Consider the following 16707-nt stretch of genomic DNA (forward strand, 5'->3'; position numbering starts at 1 on the left):
GCGTTTTCGTATTATATAGGCCTGTAATGGACAAATTCTCGGACCAAAAGCGCGCAGTGCAATATCTGTACCCGCCGATCGATCCTTTCGATCAGCGGATGCTCGACGTGGGTCAGGGACATAAGGTCTATGTGGAGCAATGCGGTAACCCGGACGGCATTCCGGTGATTGTTTTACACGGTGGCCCGGGCGGCGGCTGCAGCCCGGCGATGCGGCGCTATTTCGACCCGGAGATCTACCGGGTGATTCTGTTTGACCAGCGGGGCTGTGGCCGGTCGCGTCCGCATGCGAGCGTGACGCATAACACCACCTGGCATCTGGTGGATGATATCGAGCTGATCCGGCGCGAATTGGACATCGATCACTGGATCGTCTTTGGCGGCAGCTGGGGGGCGACGCTGTCGCTGATTTATGCGCAGGCGCATCCCGATCATGTGCGTCATATCGTGCTGCGGGGGGTCTTCCTGATGACCCGTGCCGAGCTTGACTGGTTCTACGGCGGCGGGGCGGGCAAGTTCTGGCCCGAGGTCTGGGCGCGGTTCACGGCGCTGATCCCCGAAGACGAACGCGGCGATCTGATCGAGGCCTATCGTCGTCGTCTCTTCTCCGGCGATATCGGGCTGGAGACACGATACGCCAAGGCTTGGTCGGCCTGGGAGAACGCGCTGGCCTCGATCCATTCGTCAGGCTCCACCGGTGAAAGCCCCGGCGAATATGCGCGGGCTTTTGCCCGGCTCGAGAATCACTATTTCTCGAACAATGGATTTCTGGAATTCGATGGCCAGATCCTTGCCCATATCGGACGGATCGCGCATATCCCCGGGGTCATCGTGCAGGGTCGCTATGACATGATCTGCCCCCCGGACAGCGCCTATGCCGTGGCGCAGAAGTGGGACAATTGCGATCTCAAGATGGTGCGCAATGCGGGTCATGCCCTGTCGGAACCGGGCATCAGCGCGGAGTTGGTGCGCACCATGGACAGGATTGGCGGCAAATGACCCGCGCCTTGCGCCCTATCGACAGGCGGGCACTCTTTGCCTCCGGCGCGGCGGCGGCGCTGCTTGCGGCTACCGGCGTGTCTGCTGGCCCGTCGCCCGTGCGCGGTGGACGGTTGCGCATGGCGCTATCCGGCGCGTCGCGGTCCGATGCGTTTGATGTACGTTTTTCGCAGGGTCTTTTCATGCAGGTTGCGATGGCGGGCATGGTGTTTGACACACTCACCGAGGTCGGAGCCGACGGCACCCTGCGGGGAGAGCTTGCAGCCCGTTGGCAAGGCAGCGCAGATGCCCGAGTCTGGCACATCGACCTGCGCCCTGATGTCACTTTTCACAACGGAGCACCCTTTACCGCGGCGGATGTGCTGGCCTCCTTTGCGCTGCACCGCGACACCATTCTGTCCGACGTTGCCGACGTCGATGCCGTGACCGCGGACCAGATCCGGATCACGCTGACCGGCCCTGATCCGGACTTCCCCTATCGCCTGTCTGCGCCGCATCTTGTGATTTACCCCGCCAAGCACATGGCCGAGGCGATGTCGGGCGGGATCGGCACCGGTCTTTACCAGGTGCACAAATTCCTGCCCGGTCGGCAATTGATCGGCCAACGGGTTGATCAGCACTACAAGGATGGTGAGGCGGGGTGGTTTGATCGCGTTGAACTCGTCTCTGTCCCGGCAGAGATGGTGCGGGCAGAGGCCTTGCGGGACGGCTACGTCGATGCGGTTGATCTGACCGAGGCGGACCTGCTGGAAGGTCTGGCACATGTCGCCCTGCTGCCGGATTCCAAACAGATCACCTCTGCCGCAACGGTGAATCTGCACATGCCGCAGATGGTCGGCACCCGCGCCCCGCTGGATAATCTGCGCGCGGCGGAACGGTGGTGGATGGGCTGACCTTATCAGGGGTTGCAGACTCGGTGTGCTATGCGTATATCCTGCGGTAACAGCGGCGCGTTCGGGTCCAAACCAGACGCACCACCGAAACACGATACGGGCCGCGCGCCCGTTTTTTTGTGCCTGAAAGACTGATGACAAACGACCTGATTGCAAAAGCTGCCATTGATCGCCGCATGGCCGAGATCATCACCCCGGTGATCGAGGACATGGGGTTTGAGCTGGTGCGCGTGCGTCTGATGTCGGGAAAATCCACGATCCTGCAAATCATGGCCGATAAGCCTGACGGCGGGATCGAAGTCGACGACTGCGCCGAGATCAGCCAGGCGGTCAGCGCTATTCTGGATGTCGAAGACCCTATTCTCGACGAATACACGTTGGAAGTGTCCAGCCCCGGCATCGACCGCCCGCTGACGCGGCTCAAGGACTTCGAGATGTTCGAAGGCTATGAGGCCAAGATCGAGACGGGCGAGATGATTGACGGCCGCCGCCGGTTCAAGGGTGAGCTGGCAGGCATTGAGGATGACGAAGTTCTGATCAACGTCGCCGAAGGGACGATTGGCTTGAAGTTTGACTGGCTGTCGGATGCAAAGCTCGTACTGACGGACGATCTGATCAAGGAAATGCTGCGCCAGCGCAAAGCAAGCGGCGCAATCGACGAGACAAAATTTGACGAAATTTCCGATGAGGTGTCATCGGAGAGTTCCGCTGAGGGAGACCAATAAATGGCAATTACTTCTGCAAACCAGCTTGAGCTGCTGCAAACCGCCGAGGCCGTGGCGCGCGAAAAGATGATCGACCCCGGCCTTGTGGTCGAGGCGATGGAAGAATCCCTCGCCCGCGCGGCCAAGTCCCGCTACGGCGCCGAGATGGACATTCGTGTGCATATTGATCGCAAGACGGGCCGCGCCACTTTTACCCGCGTGCGCACCGTGGTTGAGGATGAAGAGCTGGAAAACTATCAGGCCGAATTCACGGTCGAGCAGGCCAAACAGTATATGGACGCGCCCGAGGTTGGTCAGGAATTCATTGAAGAGGTTCCCCCGGTCGAGATGGGCCGCATCGCTGCGCAGTCTGCCAAGCAGGTGATCCTGCAGAAGGTGCGCGAAGCTGAACGCGATCGTCAGTTCGAGGAATTCAAGGATCGCGCGGGCACCATCATCAACGGGCTCGTCAAGCGCGAGGAATACGGCAACGTCATCGTTGACGTGGGTGCGGGCGAAGCGATCCTGCGCCGCAACGAGAAGATTGGGCGCGAAAGCTACCGCCCCAACGACCGTATCCGCGTCTACATCAAGGACGTGCGCCGCGAGCAGCGCGGCCCGCAGATTTTCCTTAGCCGCACGGCACCGGAATTTATGGCCGAGCTCTTCAAGATGGAAGTGCCGGAAATCTATGACGGCATCATCGAGATCAAGGCGGTGGCCCGCGACCCGGGGTCCCGCGCCAAGATCGCGGTGATTTCCTATGACGGGTCCATCGATCCGGTGGGTGCCTGCGTCGGTATGCGTGGCTCCCGCGTGCAGGCCGTTGTGAACGAGCTGCAGGGCGAAAAGATCGACATTATCCCCTGGAACGAGGATCAGCCGACGTTCCTGGTGAACGCGCTGCAACCTGCGGAAGTCAGCAAGGTGGTTCTGGACGAGGAAGCAGGCAAGATCGAAGTGGTGGTGCCCGAAGAGCAGCTGAGCCTCGCCATTGGTCGTCGCGGTCAGAACGTGCGTCTGGCGTCGCAACTGACCGGGCTCGACATCGACATCATGACCGAAGAGCAGGAAAGCGCGCGCCGTCAGGCCGAGTTCGAGCTGCGCACCAAGCTCTTTGTCGATAACCTCGATCTGGACGAGTTCTTTGCCCAGCTTCTGGTGTCCGAAGGGTTCACCAACCTCGAAGAGGTAGCGTATGTGGAACTGGATGAACTGCTGGTCATTGACGGGGTGGACGAAGACACCGCGAACGAACTGCAGGCTCGGGCCCGCGATGTGCTGGAAGCGCAGAACAAGGCGGCCCTTGAGAACGCCCGCAGCATGGGTGTCGAGGACAGCCTGGTTGAATTTGAAGGCCTGACGCCCCAAATGATTGAGGCGCTCGCAAAGGATGATGTGAAGACACTGGAAGACTTCGCCACCTGCGCCGATTGGGAGCTGGCTGGCGGATGGACAACCATCGACGGCGAGCGCGTCAAGGATGACGGTGTCCTGGAACCTTTTGATGTCTCGCTGGAAGAGGCGCAGGATCTGATCATGACCGCACGGGTCATGTTGGGCTGGGTTGATCCCGCCGATCTGGAAGCTGCCGCCGAAGAAGAGCTGGAAGAGGCAGACGCCGAGGAGACCGAGGCCTGATTTCAGGCCTCGGGGTCAACTGATGGGTCGCGGTGGCGCTCCCAAAGACCGCACCGACGGTCCAGACCGCAAGTGTATTGCCACAGGCGAGGTGCAGCCAAAATTTGGGCTGATCCGCTTTGTAGCAGGTCCGGAGGGGCAGATTGTGCCGGATATTCTGGGCAAACTGCCTGGTCGCGGGATTTATGTAGCGGCGGACAGGGCTGCGCTTGAGAAGGCGGTTCAGAAACGCCTCTTTGCCCGTGGCGCAAAACAACCGGTGACGGTGCCGGAAGATCTGGTGGGGGAAGTCGAACGGCAGCTGGCGCGCCGGGTGATCGACCTTATTTCCCTGCAACGCAAGGCCGGCAAGGCGGTTGCCGGATACGAAAAGGTCAAAAGCTGGCTGCAGTTGGAAGAGGCAGAGGTTCTGATCCAGGCGGTGGATGGATCGGGGCGCGGGAAATCGAAATTGAGCACGCCGCACTATGGCCATTATATCGGCTGGCTGACGGCGGACGAATTGGGTTTGGCATTCGGACGTCAAACTGTGATACATGGGGCGCTCGCCTCTGGTGGACTCACGCAACGTGTTGTAGAGGAAGCCAACCGACTTAAAGGCGTGCGCGAAAACGAGGGTGGCAACGGCCATTCGAAAGGATAGACGAGCTTCATGAGCGATACTGACGGCAAGAAAACATTGGGTCTGCGTGGCGGTGGCGCGCGTCCGGGCAACGTAAAGCAAAGCTTTAGCCACGGACGGACCAAAAACGTCGTGGTGGAGACCAAGCGCAAGCGCGTTGTGGTGCCGAAACCGGGTGCGGGTAAAACCGGGTCCGGCAGCGCGGCGACCGGTGATCCCTCCAGACGCCCGGCGGGTATTTCCGATGCGGAAATGGACCGCCGTCTGAAGGCTGTTCAGGCTGCCAAGGCACGTGAGGTCGAAGAGGCCGCGGCACGTGAAGCGCAGGAGAAAGCACGCGCCGAAGAGCGCGAGCGTCGCCGCGCCGAGCAGGAAGCCAAGGAACAGCAGGAACGCGAGCGCGAAGAAAGCCTCAAGGCCAAGGCCGAGGAAGACGCGCGCCGCAAGGAGGAGGCGGAAGCAGCGGCCAAGGCGGCTGCGGCTCCCGTAGAAGAGCCCGTTGTTGCACGTCCCACCAGCACCAAGGCACCGGAAGCGGCCCCGCGCAAACAGCAGGACCGTGACCGCGATAACAAGCGCGGCAAGGGTGGTGACGACAACCGTCGCTCCGGCAAGCTGACGCTCAATCAGGCGTTGCGTGGCGGCGAAGGCGGGCGGCAACGCTCCATGGCTGCGATGAAACGCAAGCAGGAACGCGCACGTCAGAAAGCCATGGGCGGTCAGGTCGAGCGTGAAAAGGTCATGCGTGATGTGCAGGTGCCTGAGGCGATTGTCGTCTCGGAACTGGCGAACCGGATGTCTGAAAAAGTTGGCGAGGTCGTCAAGGCGTTGATGAACAACGGCATGATGGTCACGCAGAACCAGACCATTGACCAGGACACCGCCGAGCTGATCGTCGAGGAATTCGGTCACAAGGTGGTCCGGGTTTCCGATGCGGACGTCGAAGACGTGATCAAGGAAGTCGAAGACGACGCAAAAGATCTCAAGGCGCGGCCACCAGTCATCACCATCATGGGTCACGTTGACCACGGTAAAACTTCGCTGCTCGATGCGATCCGTAACGCCAAGGTTGTTGCCGGTGAAGCGGGCGGGATCACGCAACACATCGGTGCCTATCAGGTGAAAACCGATGGCGGCCAGCTCTTGAGCTTCCTTGATACGCCGGGTCACGCCGCGTTCACATCGATGCGGTCCCGCGGGGCGCAGGTGACAGACATCGTTGTGTTGGTGGTGGCTGCGGATGACGCGGTGATGCCGCAGACCATCGAGGCGATCAACCATGCGAAGGCGGCGGAAGTGCCAATGATCGTGGCGATCAACAAGATTGACCGCCCGGCGGCTGATCCGGACAAGGTGCGGACAGACCTGCTGCAGCACGAGGTTATCGTCGAGAAGATGTCAGGTGAAGTGCAGGACGTCGAAGTCTCCGCGATCACCGGTCAGGGTCTGGATGAGCTGCTGGAAGCCATTGCGCTTCAAGCCGAAATTCTGGAGCTGAAGGCCAACCCGGATCGTGCGGCCCAGGGTGCCGTGATCGAAGCACAGTTGGATGTGGGCCGCGGGCCTGTGGCGACTGTTCTGGTACAGAACGGCACATTGCGTCAGGGCGATATCTTCGTTGTGGGCGAGCAATACGGTAAGGTGCGTGCGCTGATCAACGATCAGGGCGACCGCGTGAAAGAAGCCGGTCCGTCAGTGCCCGTCGAGGTGTTGGGCCTGAACGGCACACCCGAAGCGGGCGACGTCCTGAACGTGACCGAAACCGAAGCACAGGCTCGTGAAATCGCCGAATACCGTGCGAATGCCGCGAAAGACAAACGTGCGGCGGCGGGTGCGGCGACCACGCTCGAACAGCTGATGGCAAATGCCAAGGCCGATGAGAACGTCAACGAGTTGCCCATTCTGGTCAAAGCGGATGTGCAGGGTTCTGCAGAGGCGATCGTTCAAGCGATGGAAAAGATCGGCAACGATGAAGTGCGCGTACGCGTGCTGCATTCGGGTGTCGGCGCCATCACCGAAACGGACGTGGGTCTGGCCGAAGCATCGGGCGCACCCATCATGGGTTTTAATGTGCGGGCAAATGCTTCTGCACGGAACACGGCCAACCAGAAAGGCGTGGAAATCCGCTATTACTCGGTGATCTACGATCTCGTGGACGACGTGAAAGCGGCGGCTTCCGGCCTGCTCAGCGCAGAAATCCGCGAAAACTTCATTGGGTACGCAACGATTAAAGAGGTCTTCAAGGTGACGGGCGTCGGCAAAGTTGCCGGTTGCCTGGTGACGGAAGGCGTTGCACGCCGGTCTGCCGGGGTGCGCTTGCTGCGGGACAACGTTGTGATTCACGAAGGCACGCTGAAAACGCTCAAGCGCTTCAAGGACGAAGTTGCCGAAGTTCAGTCCGGTCAGGAATGTGGTATGGCGTTCGAGAATTACGACGATATCCGTGCTGACGATGTGATCGAGATTTTCGAGCGCGAGGAAATCACGCGGACTCTGAGTTAAGCAGCAGAACAAAAAAGAAAAAAGGGAACAGCGCGGACGCTGTTCCCTTTTTCGTGTGTGTTTGAGTGCTTTATCAGGCCGCTTTGGTGACCGGCGCGCCCGTGTAGCTTGTGTCATCTACTTTCACGACGATACGCCCGTCGGGCAATGCCCTCACGTATAGCCCCTGAATCGACACAGCACTCCCCAGAGTGATCGTCCGTAACATGTCGTTCTCCTCCCCAGGATAATGACTATGAAACAGTTATCTCAGTTTGATTAAATTACCATAAACAAAATTCGTGTTTTCCTCTAATAGGCGAAAAATTGCGAACAATGTCGCCCGCAGCGAGATTGCCTACAGCCAATCGCGCAGAATAGGGATCAAAGGCACGTCCGCAGCCGGCATCGGGTAGTCCCTGAGGGCTGTCGGCCGCACCCATTTCAATGTCTGATTTTCGCGTGACATCGGGGTGCCTTCCCACTTGCGGCAGGCAAAAAGCGGCATCAGCAGGTGAAAGTCATCGTAGCTGTGGCTCGCAAAGGTCAGCGGGGCCAGGCAGGAGGCCCATGTATTGATCCCCAGCTCTTCTTCCAGTTCGCGGATCAACGCCACTTCGGGTGTCTCGCCCGGCTCGACTTTGCCGCCGGGAAACTCCCAGAGACCGGCCATGGATTTGCCTTCGGGCCGTTGCGCCAGCAGGACGCGCCCATCCACATCAATCAGGGCGACAGCGGAAACGAGAACAGTTTTCATGGAGGTCAGGACCGGTAATCGGCGTTGATGTCGATGTAGCCGTGGGTCAGATCGCAGGTCCAGACGGTGGCCCTGCCATCCCCCAAACCGATGTCCACGCCGATGAACAACTCCTGGCCTTTCATATGTGCGGCTGCCTGTGTCTCGTCATAGCCCGCGCTGACCCATCCTTTTTCGGCCACGACCACGTCACCAAACCGGATCGACAGCAGATCGCGATCCGCCGCCGCACCGGATTTGCCCACGGCCATGACCACACGGCCCCAATTGGGATCTTCGCCTGCAATGGCGGTCTTCACCAGTGGGGAGTTCGCGATGGAAAGGGCGTGCGTTTTGGCGTCGGTATCCGTTTTGGCGCCGGTGACGCAGATCTCCACGAACTTCGTGGCGCCTTCACCATCCCGCACAACCTGATGCGCCAGCTCCAGCATCACCCCATGCAGCGCGTCGGAAAAGGCGAGATCACCGCTGACATCCACGCCCGATGCGCCCGTTGCCGCCACCAGAAGCGTGTCGGAGGTCGAGGTGTCACTGTCGACCGTAATGCAGTTGAAGGTGCTGGCGTTGTGACCCGACACCATCGCCTGAAGTTCCGCTTGCGGTATTTTCGCATCCGTAAAGATATAGACCAGAATCGTCGCCATGTCCGGCGCGATCATGCCCGAGCCTTTAGCGATGCCCGCGATGGTGACGGCTCTGCCCGCTATATCGACCGTGGCGCTGGTCCCCTTGGGGAAGGTGTCTGTCGTCATGATGGCCCGCGCTGCCGCGGCGATGCCTTTTGCGTCTTGTGTGTCAGACAGAGTTTTCAGATGCGCGGTGATGCGGTCGAAGGGCAACGGCTCTCCGATCACCCCGGTTGAAGAGGTAAAAACACGCTCTTGCGGGATATTGCAGGCGGTGGCAGCGGCAAGGGTGATGGCACCCACCGCATCTTCTCCATTGCGCCCGGTAAAGGCGTTTGCGTTGCCCGAGTTGACGAGAATAGCGGCCCCGGAGTCGGCATCCCCCCCCAGCTTGGCCTGACAGTCCAACACTGGTGCAGCCCGGGTCGCCGAGGTGGTAAAGACACCGGCAATCGCCGTGCCGGGTGACATGCATGCAAGCATGACGTCATCGCGTCCCTGATACCGAACACCGGCAGCGATGGTGGCAAATGTCACACCCTCGACAGCGGGCAGGTCCGGAAACGCCTTGGGCGCCAGCGGCGAAACCGCGGAAATCTTGGCCATCGTTATTCCAGAAGGTCTGTCTGTTTCAGCACCGCCGGGTCGACTTCCAGATCGGCAGGGACCTGAACATCCGCCGCATCGGTTGCGTCCCGGATCGCTTCCTGCGCCGCAATCTGACTGAGTTCCTGGGTCAACTCTTCCCGGACATCTTCCAGCGCCGGGATATCCGCTTTGCGCGTTTCGTTGAGCTTGATGATGTGCCAGCCGAACTGGGTCTGCACCGGGGCCGAAACCTCACCCACCTCAAGCGCGATGGTCGCGGCCTCGAACGCAGGCACCATCATACCGGCGCCGAACCACCCCAACTCCCCACCGTTCGGACCGGACGGCCCCGTCGATTTTTCCCGCGCGGTGGCGCCGAAATCTGCACCCCCGTCAATGGTTTCCTTGACGGCCAAGGCGGCCTCTTCGGTTTCCACCAGAATATGGGAGGCGTTGTATTCCTCTTCGGGATCGATATCCCCGAATTGCCGATCATAGAGCGCCTGGAGGGCTTCGTCTGTGATCGCGTCCTGCAACACGGCCTCTACGACTTCGCCAGCCACCAGCGAACGGCGTTCATTCTCCAGCGATTTGGTGATCCGCAGGGGCAATTCGCCTTCGAAGTTCTGCGCCAGGGCACTTTGTTGAACCAGCTGCTCCAGAATGCCGTCATAAAGGACTTTGTCATCCAGCTGCTGATATTGTTGCGGCAGGCTGGCGCGCGCAACGATCATGTGACCCAGTGTGATCTCGACACCATTAACCGTCGCGACAACCGTTTCAGCGGTGGGCGGCTCCGCATCGGTTTCCGTTTCTGTCTGGGCCCAGGACGGCATAGCCAATGTGACCAGCAGCGCGGCGCTGGCCATGAGGGTGAGGTGTTTTTGCATGGATTGGTCCTTGGGCTGCGTCACGGCAGGGCGCGACATTGACACGGTTTGGCGTGACCCTTACATCGCCCTATGGGCGCGGCTAGGGTGCTGCGTTCCCTTTCTATCTATGGGCTGTGCCGCAGACGAGCAAGCAAATCGGCGCCATTCCCTAAACTTCGGCTGGAGAACGCATGCTGGGCATCGGAACAATCGCAAAAAAGGTCTTTGGGACACCAAACGACCGCAAAGTCAAAGCGACCCGCCCGCTGATCGAAAAGATCAACGCGCTAGAGCCAGAGTTCGAAAAACTGAGCGACGATGGCATCAAGGAAAAGACCGAAGAGCTGCGCAAGCGCGCTCTGGATGGCGAAAACCTTGACGACCTGCTGCCCGAAGCTTTTGCCAACTGCCGTGAAGCGGCGCGCCGGGCGCTGGGCCTGCGCGCCTTTGATACGCAGCTCATGGGGGCGGTGTTCCTGCATCAGGGCAATATCGCGGAACAGAAGACCGGTGAGGGCAAGACGCTGACCGCGACATTTGCCGCCTACCTGAACGGTCTGACCGGCAAGGGTGTGCACATCGTCACCGTGAACGAATACCTTGCCAAACGCGATGCCGCCTGGATGGGTCAGGTCTTTGGCGCGCTGGGTCTGACCACGGGTGTGGCCTATTCCGAGATGTCCGAGGAGGACAAGCGCAACGCCTATGGCAGTGACATCACCTATGCGACGAATAACGAGCTTGGGTTTGACTATCTGCGCGACAATATGAAGTCGGAGCTGAGCCAGATTTTCCAGAAGCATCACAACTTCGCGATTGTGGACGAGGTGGATTCGATCCTGATCGACGAAGCCCGCACGCCCTTGATCATTTCCGGTCCAGCGCAGGATCGGTCCGAGATGTACAAAACCATCGATGTGGTGATCCCGGAGCTGGATGAGAGCCATTTCGAGCTTGACGAAAAGACCCGGAACGTGACCTTCACGGATGAAGGCAACGAATTCCTGGAAGATCTGCTGCGGTCGCGCGAGTTGTTGGAAGAGGGACAAACCCTCTACGATCCGGAAAGCACGACCATCGTGCACCACGTGAACCAGGGCCTTCGGGCGCACAAGCTGTTTCAGCGCGACAAGGACTATATCGTCCGCGATAACGAGGTGGTGCTGATTGACGAATTCACCGGCCGGATGATGGCAGGACGCCGTCTGTCGGACGGTTTGCACCAGGCGATTGAGGCCAAGGAACACGTGGCCATCAAACCCGAGAACGTGACGCTGGCCTCGGTGACCTTCCAGAACTACTTCCGTCTTTATGACAAGCTGGCAGGCATGACCGGGACGGCGCTGACCGAAGCAGAAGAGTTCCAGGAAATTTACGGGCTGGGTGTTGTCGAGGTACCCACTAACAGGCCGATTGCCCGGATTGACGATGACGATCAGGTCTACCGCACCGTGCGCGAGAAATACTCCGCCATGCTGGATCAGATCAAGGAAAGCAATGCCAAGGGCCAGCCGGCGCTGGTTGGCACCACCTCGATCGAGAAGTCCGAAGTGCTGAGCAAGATGCTGACGGACGCCGGGATCAAGCACAACGTTCTGAACGCGCGCCAGCACGAGCAGGAGGCGCAGATCGTCGCGGACGCGGGCAAATTCGGCGCGGTGACCATCGCGACCAACATGGCTGGTCGCGGGACGGACATCCAGTTGGGTGGCAATGTGGACATGCAGGTGATGAACGCCATTGCAGCTGATCCTGACGCCGATCCGGAAGAGATACGGGCAAAGGTTGAAGCCGAGCACGCAGATGAGAAATCCAAAGTGCTGGAGGCAGGTGGCCTCTATGTTCTGGCCTCCGAACGCCATGAAAGCCGACGGATCGACAACCAGCTGCGCGGTCGCTCTGGCCGTCAGGGAGACCCCGGCCGGTCGTCGTTTTACCTGAGCCTCGAAGACGATCTTATGCGTATTTTTGGGTCCGAACGTCTCGAAAAGGTGCTGACAACGCTTGGCCTCAAGGAGGGGGAAGCCATCATTCACCCCTGGGTCAACAAGTCACTGGAGCGGGCACAGGCCAAGGTCGAAGGGCGCAATTTCGACATCCGCAAGCAGCTCTTGAAGTTCGATGACGTGATGAACGAGCAGCGCAAAGTGGTCTTCACCCAGCGTCGGGATATCATGGAAGCCGCCGATCTCAGCGAGATAACGACCGACATGCGCCACCAGGTGATCGACGATATGATCGATCAGTACCTGCCGCCGAATACCTATGCGGACCAATGGGACTCCGAAGGTCTTTATGAGGCGGTGAAAGACCAGCTCGGCGTTGACGTGGCGGTCATGGACTGGGTCGAAGAAGAAGGCGTCGATGATGAGGCGATCCAGGAGCGTCTGGTTGCGGCCACTGACGAATTCATGGCGAACAAGGCCGAACAGTTCGGCTCCGAGAACATGCGCAACATTGAAAAGCAGCTTTTGCTGCAGGCCATTGACAGCAAGTGGCGCGAGCATCTGCTGACGCTGGAACACCTGCGATCTGTTGTCGGGTTCCGCGGATATGCCCAGCGTGATCCGCTGAACGAGTACAAGAACGAGTCCTTTCAGCTTTTTGAAGGCATGCTCGATAGCCTGCGGTCGGACGTTACGCAGAAGCTTTCGCAGATCCGGCCTCTGTCCGAAGAAGAGCAACGCGAGATGCTTGAACAGATGCGGGCACAGCAGGCAGCGGCTCAGACTGCGGCAGCCGTTGCGACGGCGGGCAGTGCGGCAGCCGGTGAATCGGGCGGTGATGCGGCACCAGGCTTTGTCGAAGACGATCCGTCGACCTGGGGAAATCCCGGGCGGAACGAGCAATGCCCTTGTGGGTCTGGAAAAAAGTTCAAACACTGTCACGGACGCCTCGTCTAACCTGTCTGCCTTCTTCTTGCCTGAATGACTCCTCTCCGCGGTCACAACTCAGCCGTGTTTACCTTTCATTAAGGTTTTGTCCGACTGGTGGAGAGGGATCAAAACAGATGTCGCATAAGACAGAAATCATGACGGCTGTAGGCACCTTAGCCTGCGCTGTCGGCATCGGTTTCGTGATGCAGAGCGGCGAAGTTGCCGAGCTTCGTTATGGATCCGCGCAGGCGTCTCCCGAAAAGCTGAAAGTGCAAAGCGCATTGCCGCTGGATGTCATTGAATTCCCCGACACACCGTTTTCCAAAGATGAACCGGCATTGGACATCAGCGAAATCATCCTGACCTCTGCCGATGTCGAGACTTTGCGTAAACTGCCAACACTGGATGAACCGGTTTTGGTCTACGCCTCAGCGGTCAGTCCTCTTTATGAGCCTGTCGCGCCTGAGAGTCGCCCAAAACATCTATGCCCCGTGAAATTGTCCGCCGAGCCCTTTGCCGCCGCTATGGTAAAGCTGAGCCTGACAGCCCCGTGCATGCAGAACGAACGGGTGACTGTGCGCCACGATGGACTGGAATTCACTGAAACCACATCCGCGTCCGGCGGGTTGGACATGACCGTACCGGCTCTGGCCGAAGATGCGAAATTCGACGTCATATTTGTCAATGAGTACATGGCGCATGCTCAGGCATCGGTGCCCAGCGTTTCGCTCTATGATCGCGTGGCCGTCCAGTGGGAAGGCAACAACACCGTTCAGCTTCACGTACGGGAGTTCGGTGCCCATTATGGTGAATCAGGTCACGTTTGGGCCGGTGCCATGCGCGACATTTCGGTTGTGACGGATGGATCTGGTGGCTTTCTGACACGCCACGGGGACAGTGCCGCTGCAAACGCCAGAATGGCCGAAGTTTATACCTATCCGGCGAAGATCGCGCAGACCATAGACGCGCTGGAAGTCAGCATTGAGACGGAAGTCACAGCGGCCAACTGCGGTCGCGAAGTAGAGGCAACCGCGTTGAAACTGATGAGCGGAACCGCGCTGCCGGCCCGCACGGTATCACTCTCCGTGCCAGGATGTGGAGCCGTTGGCAACTTTCTGGTGTTGAATAATCCGCTCGAAGACCTGACAGTCGCATCGAACTGACACTGCGACGAGGTCCTTTCAAATGAAATTGAGACGTGCGGCGGTTTTCGCTGCACTTTTTCTATGCAGTCTCTGGCTTCCTGCGGTCGCGCAAGATGTGACCCTGACATCGCGCGATGGCCGTATCGAGCTGACCGGTACCTTGCTTGGGTTTGACGGAGAGTTTTACCGCATCGACACGCTCTACGGCGAATTGACTGTGGATGGCTCCGGCGTTTTGTGTGACGGGCCCGGCTGTCCAAATCTTCAGGACTACGTGGCAGAACTGAGTATCTCCGGATCGGCAACCATGGGCGCGGTCCTGATGCCCGCGCTCATCGAAGGGTTTGCCCTGCGTAATGGATATATTGCGCTGCGCATGGTCGAGGGAAAAACACGTTTCAATTACAGCCTGACCGACGAACGGACTGGCAAGCTTGCAGCCGTCTTCTTCTTTCGCGTGACCAATACAGACGAAGGCTTTGCCGATCTGTTGGCCAATGAGGCGGATATTGTCATGGCGCTGCGTGAAATTCGCGAAGACGAGCTGTTGCGTGCCGCGGAAGCGGGCATGGGGGACATGACCGGCAACAACCGCAGCCGTGTGCTGGCCCTGGATGCCGTGGTGCCCATTGTTGCGCCGAACAATCCCGTCCGAGATATCTCGCCCGTTGATCTTGCACGCGCCTATGCGGGTCAGATCACCAATTGGTCCGACCTGGGGGGACCTGATGCGCCCATCGCCCTGCACGCGCCCGCGCCTGAAACCGGGTTGGGGCAGGCCATTGAGGATGAGATCATCGCCCCTGCTCAACTGCAGATGTCATCGGAAATAATACGCCATGCGCGGGGTGCCGACTTGTCAGATCACGTGGCGCGGGACGCTTTTGCACTGGGTGTGGCGAGCTTTGCCGAGGTTGGAAACGCACAGGCCCTTACGCTGACAGGCGTTTGCGGGCGGCCCTTGCGCGCAACCCGGCGCACGATCAAGACAGAGGATTACCCGCTTACCGCCCCTATGTTCATCTACCTGCCCGCGCGCCGCCTGCCCAGGATCGCGCGCGAGTTTCTGGCCTATACACGTGGCCCCTCAGCGCAGATCGTGATCCGGCGCGCCGGGTTCGTTGATCAGGCTCCGGAAGAGGTGCCGGTGGACGATCAGGGCAACAGGTTTGTCAATGCAATCGCCTCTGCAGGCGCCGAGGTGCCGCTCTCCGAATTGCAACGCATGGTCTCCGTATTGTCACCCATGAAGCGGCTGACAACCTCCTTTCGCTTTGAGGCCGGGTCTGTTCGGCTGGATGCCCAGTCGCGCTCCAATATCCAGCAATTGGCACGCGGGCTGGAACAGGGTCGCTATGACGCGCGTAAGCTTTTGCTTGTCGGGTTCAGCGATGGTGAAGGTCCTGCTGAGGCCAACCGCGGCATTGCTTTGCGCCGCGCGGAGGCGGTGCGCAGCGCAATCATCGAGGCGGCGGAAACGGCCGATCTGGATCGTGTTGTGATAGATGTGGATGCCTTCGGTGAGGCGATGCCCATGGCCTGCGACGGCAGCGCCTGGGGGCGTCAGGCCAACCGCCGGGTCGAGGTCTGGGTGCGCTAAAGCTCAGAGATAGCCTTCGCTGCGAAAACTCAACTCACGCGATTTACCGATGATCAGGTGGTCATGCAGCGTGAGCCCGAGGGCCTGACAAGCGGCGTTGATCTGATCCGTCATGGCGATATCGCCCTGTGAAGGTGTTGGATCGCCTGAAGGATGATTATGTACCAAAATCAAAGCGCTGGCATTCAACTCCAGCGCTCGCTTGGCAACTTCGCGTGGATAAACCGGCACATGATCGACAGTGCCCCGGGCCTGCTCTTCGTCGGCGATGACCACGTTCTTCCGGTCGAGGTACAGTACGCGGAATTGTTCGGTCTCGCGATGCGCCATGGTTGTGTGACAGTAATCCAGCAAGGCGTCCCAACTGCTAACGACGTTTTGTTCGAGTACGCGGGCGCGGGCCATCCGGTGGGCCGAGGCTTCGACAATCTTGAGTTCGGTTATCACCGCCTCGCCAACGCCGGGCACATCGCGCAGCCGTTCCGCGGGCGCGGTCAACACGCGGTTGAAATCGCCAAACCGGTCCATCAGGGCGCGGGCCAGTGGCTTCACATCGCGGCGCGGGATTGCCCGGAACAGAACCAACTCTAACATCTCATAATCCGGCATGGCGGCTGCGCCGCCTTCAGTGAAACGAAGGCGCAGACGCTTGCGGTGATCTGCGATGTAGGAGGGTGTCGTGCCGCTGGGAAGGGGGACAGGCTCCGCTTCGTCAAGCAGGAAGGGCAGGGTGGATTCGGCGAAGGTATGTGGGTCACGACTCATGTGCCTGACTTTGCGGAGTCATGGTTTCTGATTGGTTAACCCGAGATGTGAAATGAAGTTGGTGCGATGCGCATGATGATCCGACCTGCCCCACAACACCAAACATGTCGGGCTCATAGGCGACCGTCGACCAGACAGG

At 59.5% G+C, this 16707-nt stretch carries 14 protein-coding genes; 9 read left to right on the forward strand and 5 right to left on the reverse strand.

Features of this window, described 5'->3' with window-relative positions:
* The first annotated feature begins 26 nt into the window (after window positions 1-26).
* The 6 genes from pip to infB all read left to right on the forward strand — a co-directional run bounded on the left by pip (window position 27) and on the right by infB (window position 7360).
* Window positions 27-998, forward strand: a complete 972-nt coding sequence (gene pip, locus Q1A07_RS09325) for a prolyl aminopeptidase (RefSeq protein WP_299780058.1) — start codon at window positions 27-29, stop codon at window positions 996-998.
* On the forward strand, window positions 995-1891 hold the full coding sequence (locus Q1A07_RS09330; RefSeq protein WP_299780059.1) for an ABC transporter substrate-binding protein: 897 nt from the start codon (window positions 995-997) through the stop codon (window positions 1889-1891). The genes pip and Q1A07_RS09330 overlap by 4 nt, the downstream gene beginning before the upstream one ends.
* 134 nt (window positions 1892-2025) lie before the next feature.
* Window positions 2026-2616 carry a ribosome maturation factor RimP gene (gene rimP, locus Q1A07_RS09335; protein ID WP_299780060.1) on the forward strand — a complete coding sequence of 197 codons (591 nt, stop codon included), beginning with the start codon at window positions 2026-2028 and terminating at the stop codon, window positions 2614-2616.
* The gene (nusA, locus tag Q1A07_RS09340; protein ID WP_299780061.1) at window positions 2617-4236 is read left to right on the forward strand and encodes a transcription termination factor NusA; all 1620 of its coding nucleotides are present in this window, start codon (window positions 2617-2619) and stop codon (window positions 4234-4236) included.
* Between the two features lie 22 nt (window positions 4237-4258).
* Window positions 4259-4879 (forward strand): RNA-binding protein, encoded by a 621-nt coding sequence (locus Q1A07_RS09345; RefSeq protein ID WP_299780062.1) that lies wholly within the window; start codon window positions 4259-4261, stop codon window positions 4877-4879.
* A 9-nt stretch (window positions 4880-4888) separates the two neighbouring features.
* A complete protein-coding gene (infB, locus tag Q1A07_RS09350) occupies window positions 4889-7360 on the forward strand; it encodes a translation initiation factor IF-2 (protein WP_299780063.1) in 2472 nt (823 codons plus the stop codon).
* Between the two features lie 73 nt (window positions 7361-7433).
* Here infB and Q1A07_RS09355 read toward each other — a convergent pair whose 3' ends face one another.
* From Q1A07_RS09355 to Q1A07_RS09370, 4 genes are all read right to left on the reverse strand, one after another.
* Window positions 7434-7568 carry a hypothetical protein gene (locus tag Q1A07_RS09355; protein ID WP_268247480.1) on the reverse strand — a complete coding sequence of 45 codons (135 nt, stop codon included), beginning with the start codon at window positions 7566-7568 and terminating at the stop codon, window positions 7434-7436.
* 129 nt (window positions 7569-7697) lie between these two features.
* A complete protein-coding gene (locus tag Q1A07_RS09360) occupies window positions 7698-8096 on the reverse strand; it encodes a (deoxy)nucleoside triphosphate pyrophosphohydrolase (RefSeq protein WP_299780064.1) in 399 nt (132 codons plus the stop codon).
* Window positions 8097-8101: 5 nt separating this feature from the next.
* Window positions 8102-9328 carry a bifunctional glutamate N-acetyltransferase/amino-acid acetyltransferase ArgJ gene (gene argJ, locus Q1A07_RS09365; RefSeq protein WP_299780065.1) on the reverse strand — a complete coding sequence of 409 codons (1227 nt, stop codon included), beginning with the start codon at window positions 9326-9328 and terminating at the stop codon, window positions 8102-8104.
* A 2-nt stretch (window positions 9329-9330) separates the two neighbouring features.
* A complete protein-coding gene (locus tag Q1A07_RS09370) occupies window positions 9331-10200 on the reverse strand; it encodes a peptidylprolyl isomerase (RefSeq protein ID WP_299780066.1) in 870 nt (289 codons plus the stop codon).
* A 173-nt stretch (window positions 10201-10373) separates the two neighbouring features.
* Here Q1A07_RS09370 and secA point away from each other — a divergent pair, with 173 nt between their 5' ends.
* The 3 genes from secA to Q1A07_RS09385 all read left to right on the forward strand — a co-directional run bounded on the left by secA (window position 10374) and on the right by Q1A07_RS09385 (window position 15803).
* Window positions 10374-13085, forward strand: a complete 2712-nt coding sequence (gene secA, locus Q1A07_RS09375) for a preprotein translocase subunit SecA (RefSeq protein WP_299780067.1) — start codon at window positions 10374-10376, stop codon at window positions 13083-13085.
* A gap of 107 nt (window positions 13086-13192) precedes the next feature.
* Complete coding sequence (locus tag Q1A07_RS09380; RefSeq protein ID WP_299780068.1) at window positions 13193-14221, forward strand: hypothetical protein; 1029 nt, start codon at window positions 13193-13195, stop codon at window positions 14219-14221.
* Between the two features lie 22 nt (window positions 14222-14243).
* On the forward strand, window positions 14244-15803 hold the full coding sequence (locus Q1A07_RS09385; RefSeq protein ID WP_299780069.1) for a phosphate ABC transporter substrate-binding/OmpA family protein: 1560 nt from the start codon (window positions 14244-14246) through the stop codon (window positions 15801-15803).
* Window positions 15804-15806: 3 nt separating this feature from the next.
* Here the strand turns inward: Q1A07_RS09385 and radC are convergent, their stop codons facing one another.
* The gene (gene radC / locus Q1A07_RS09390) at window positions 15807-16568 is read right to left on the reverse strand and encodes a DNA repair protein RadC (RefSeq protein ID WP_299780070.1); all 762 of its coding nucleotides are present in this window, start codon (window positions 16566-16568) and stop codon (window positions 15807-15809) included.
* Between the last annotated feature and the right edge of the window lie 139 nt (window positions 16569-16707).

Origin of the sequence: uncultured Roseobacter sp., from assembly GCF_947492555.1 — a bacterium.
Taxonomy (GTDB): domain Bacteria; phylum Pseudomonadota; class Alphaproteobacteria; order Rhodobacterales; family Rhodobacteraceae; genus Roseobacter.

Bases quoted from the DNA above. Each gene is read 5' to 3' on its own strand.
- Q1A07_RS09385 (WP_299780069.1), top strand. From the start codon at position 14,244: ATGAAATTGAGACGTGCGGCGGTTTTCGCTGCACTTTTTCTATGCAGT.
- Q1A07_RS09360 (WP_299780064.1), bottom strand. From the start codon at position 8,096: ATGAAAACTGTTCTCGTTTCCGCTGTCGCCCTGATTGATGTGGATGGG.
- Q1A07_RS09355 (WP_268247480.1), bottom strand. From the start codon at position 7,568: ATGTTACGGACGATCACTCTGGGGAGTGCTGTGTCGATTCAGGGGCTA.
- nusA (WP_299780061.1), top strand. From the start codon at position 2,617: ATGGCAATTACTTCTGCAAACCAGCTTGAGCTGCTGCAAACCGCCGAG.
- secA (WP_299780067.1), top strand. From the start codon at position 10,374: ATGCTGGGCATCGGAACAATCGCAAAAAAGGTCTTTGGGACACCAAAC.
- radC (WP_299780070.1), bottom strand. From the start codon at position 16,568: ATGAGTCGTGACCCACATACCTTCGCCGAATCCACCCTGCCCTTCCTG.
- Q1A07_RS09380 (WP_299780068.1), top strand. From the start codon at position 13,193: ATGTCGCATAAGACAGAAATCATGACGGCTGTAGGCACCTTAGCCTGC.
- Q1A07_RS09330 (WP_299780059.1), top strand. From the start codon at position 995: ATGACCCGCGCCTTGCGCCCTATCGACAGGCGGGCACTCTTTGCCTCC.
- rimP (WP_299780060.1), top strand. From the start codon at position 2,026: ATGACAAACGACCTGATTGCAAAAGCTGCCATTGATCGCCGCATGGCC.
- argJ (WP_299780065.1), bottom strand. From the start codon at position 9,328: ATGGCCAAGATTTCCGCGGTTTCGCCGCTGGCGCCCAAGGCGTTTCCG.
- Q1A07_RS09370 (WP_299780066.1), bottom strand. From the start codon at position 10,200: ATGCAAAAACACCTCACCCTCATGGCCAGCGCCGCGCTGCTGGTCACA.
- infB (WP_299780063.1), top strand. From the start codon at position 4,889: ATGAGCGATACTGACGGCAAGAAAACATTGGGTCTGCGTGGCGGTGGC.
- Q1A07_RS09345 (WP_299780062.1), top strand. From the start codon at position 4,259: ATGGGTCGCGGTGGCGCTCCCAAAGACCGCACCGACGGTCCAGACCGC.
- pip (WP_299780058.1), top strand. From the start codon at position 27: ATGGACAAATTCTCGGACCAAAAGCGCGCAGTGCAATATCTGTACCCG.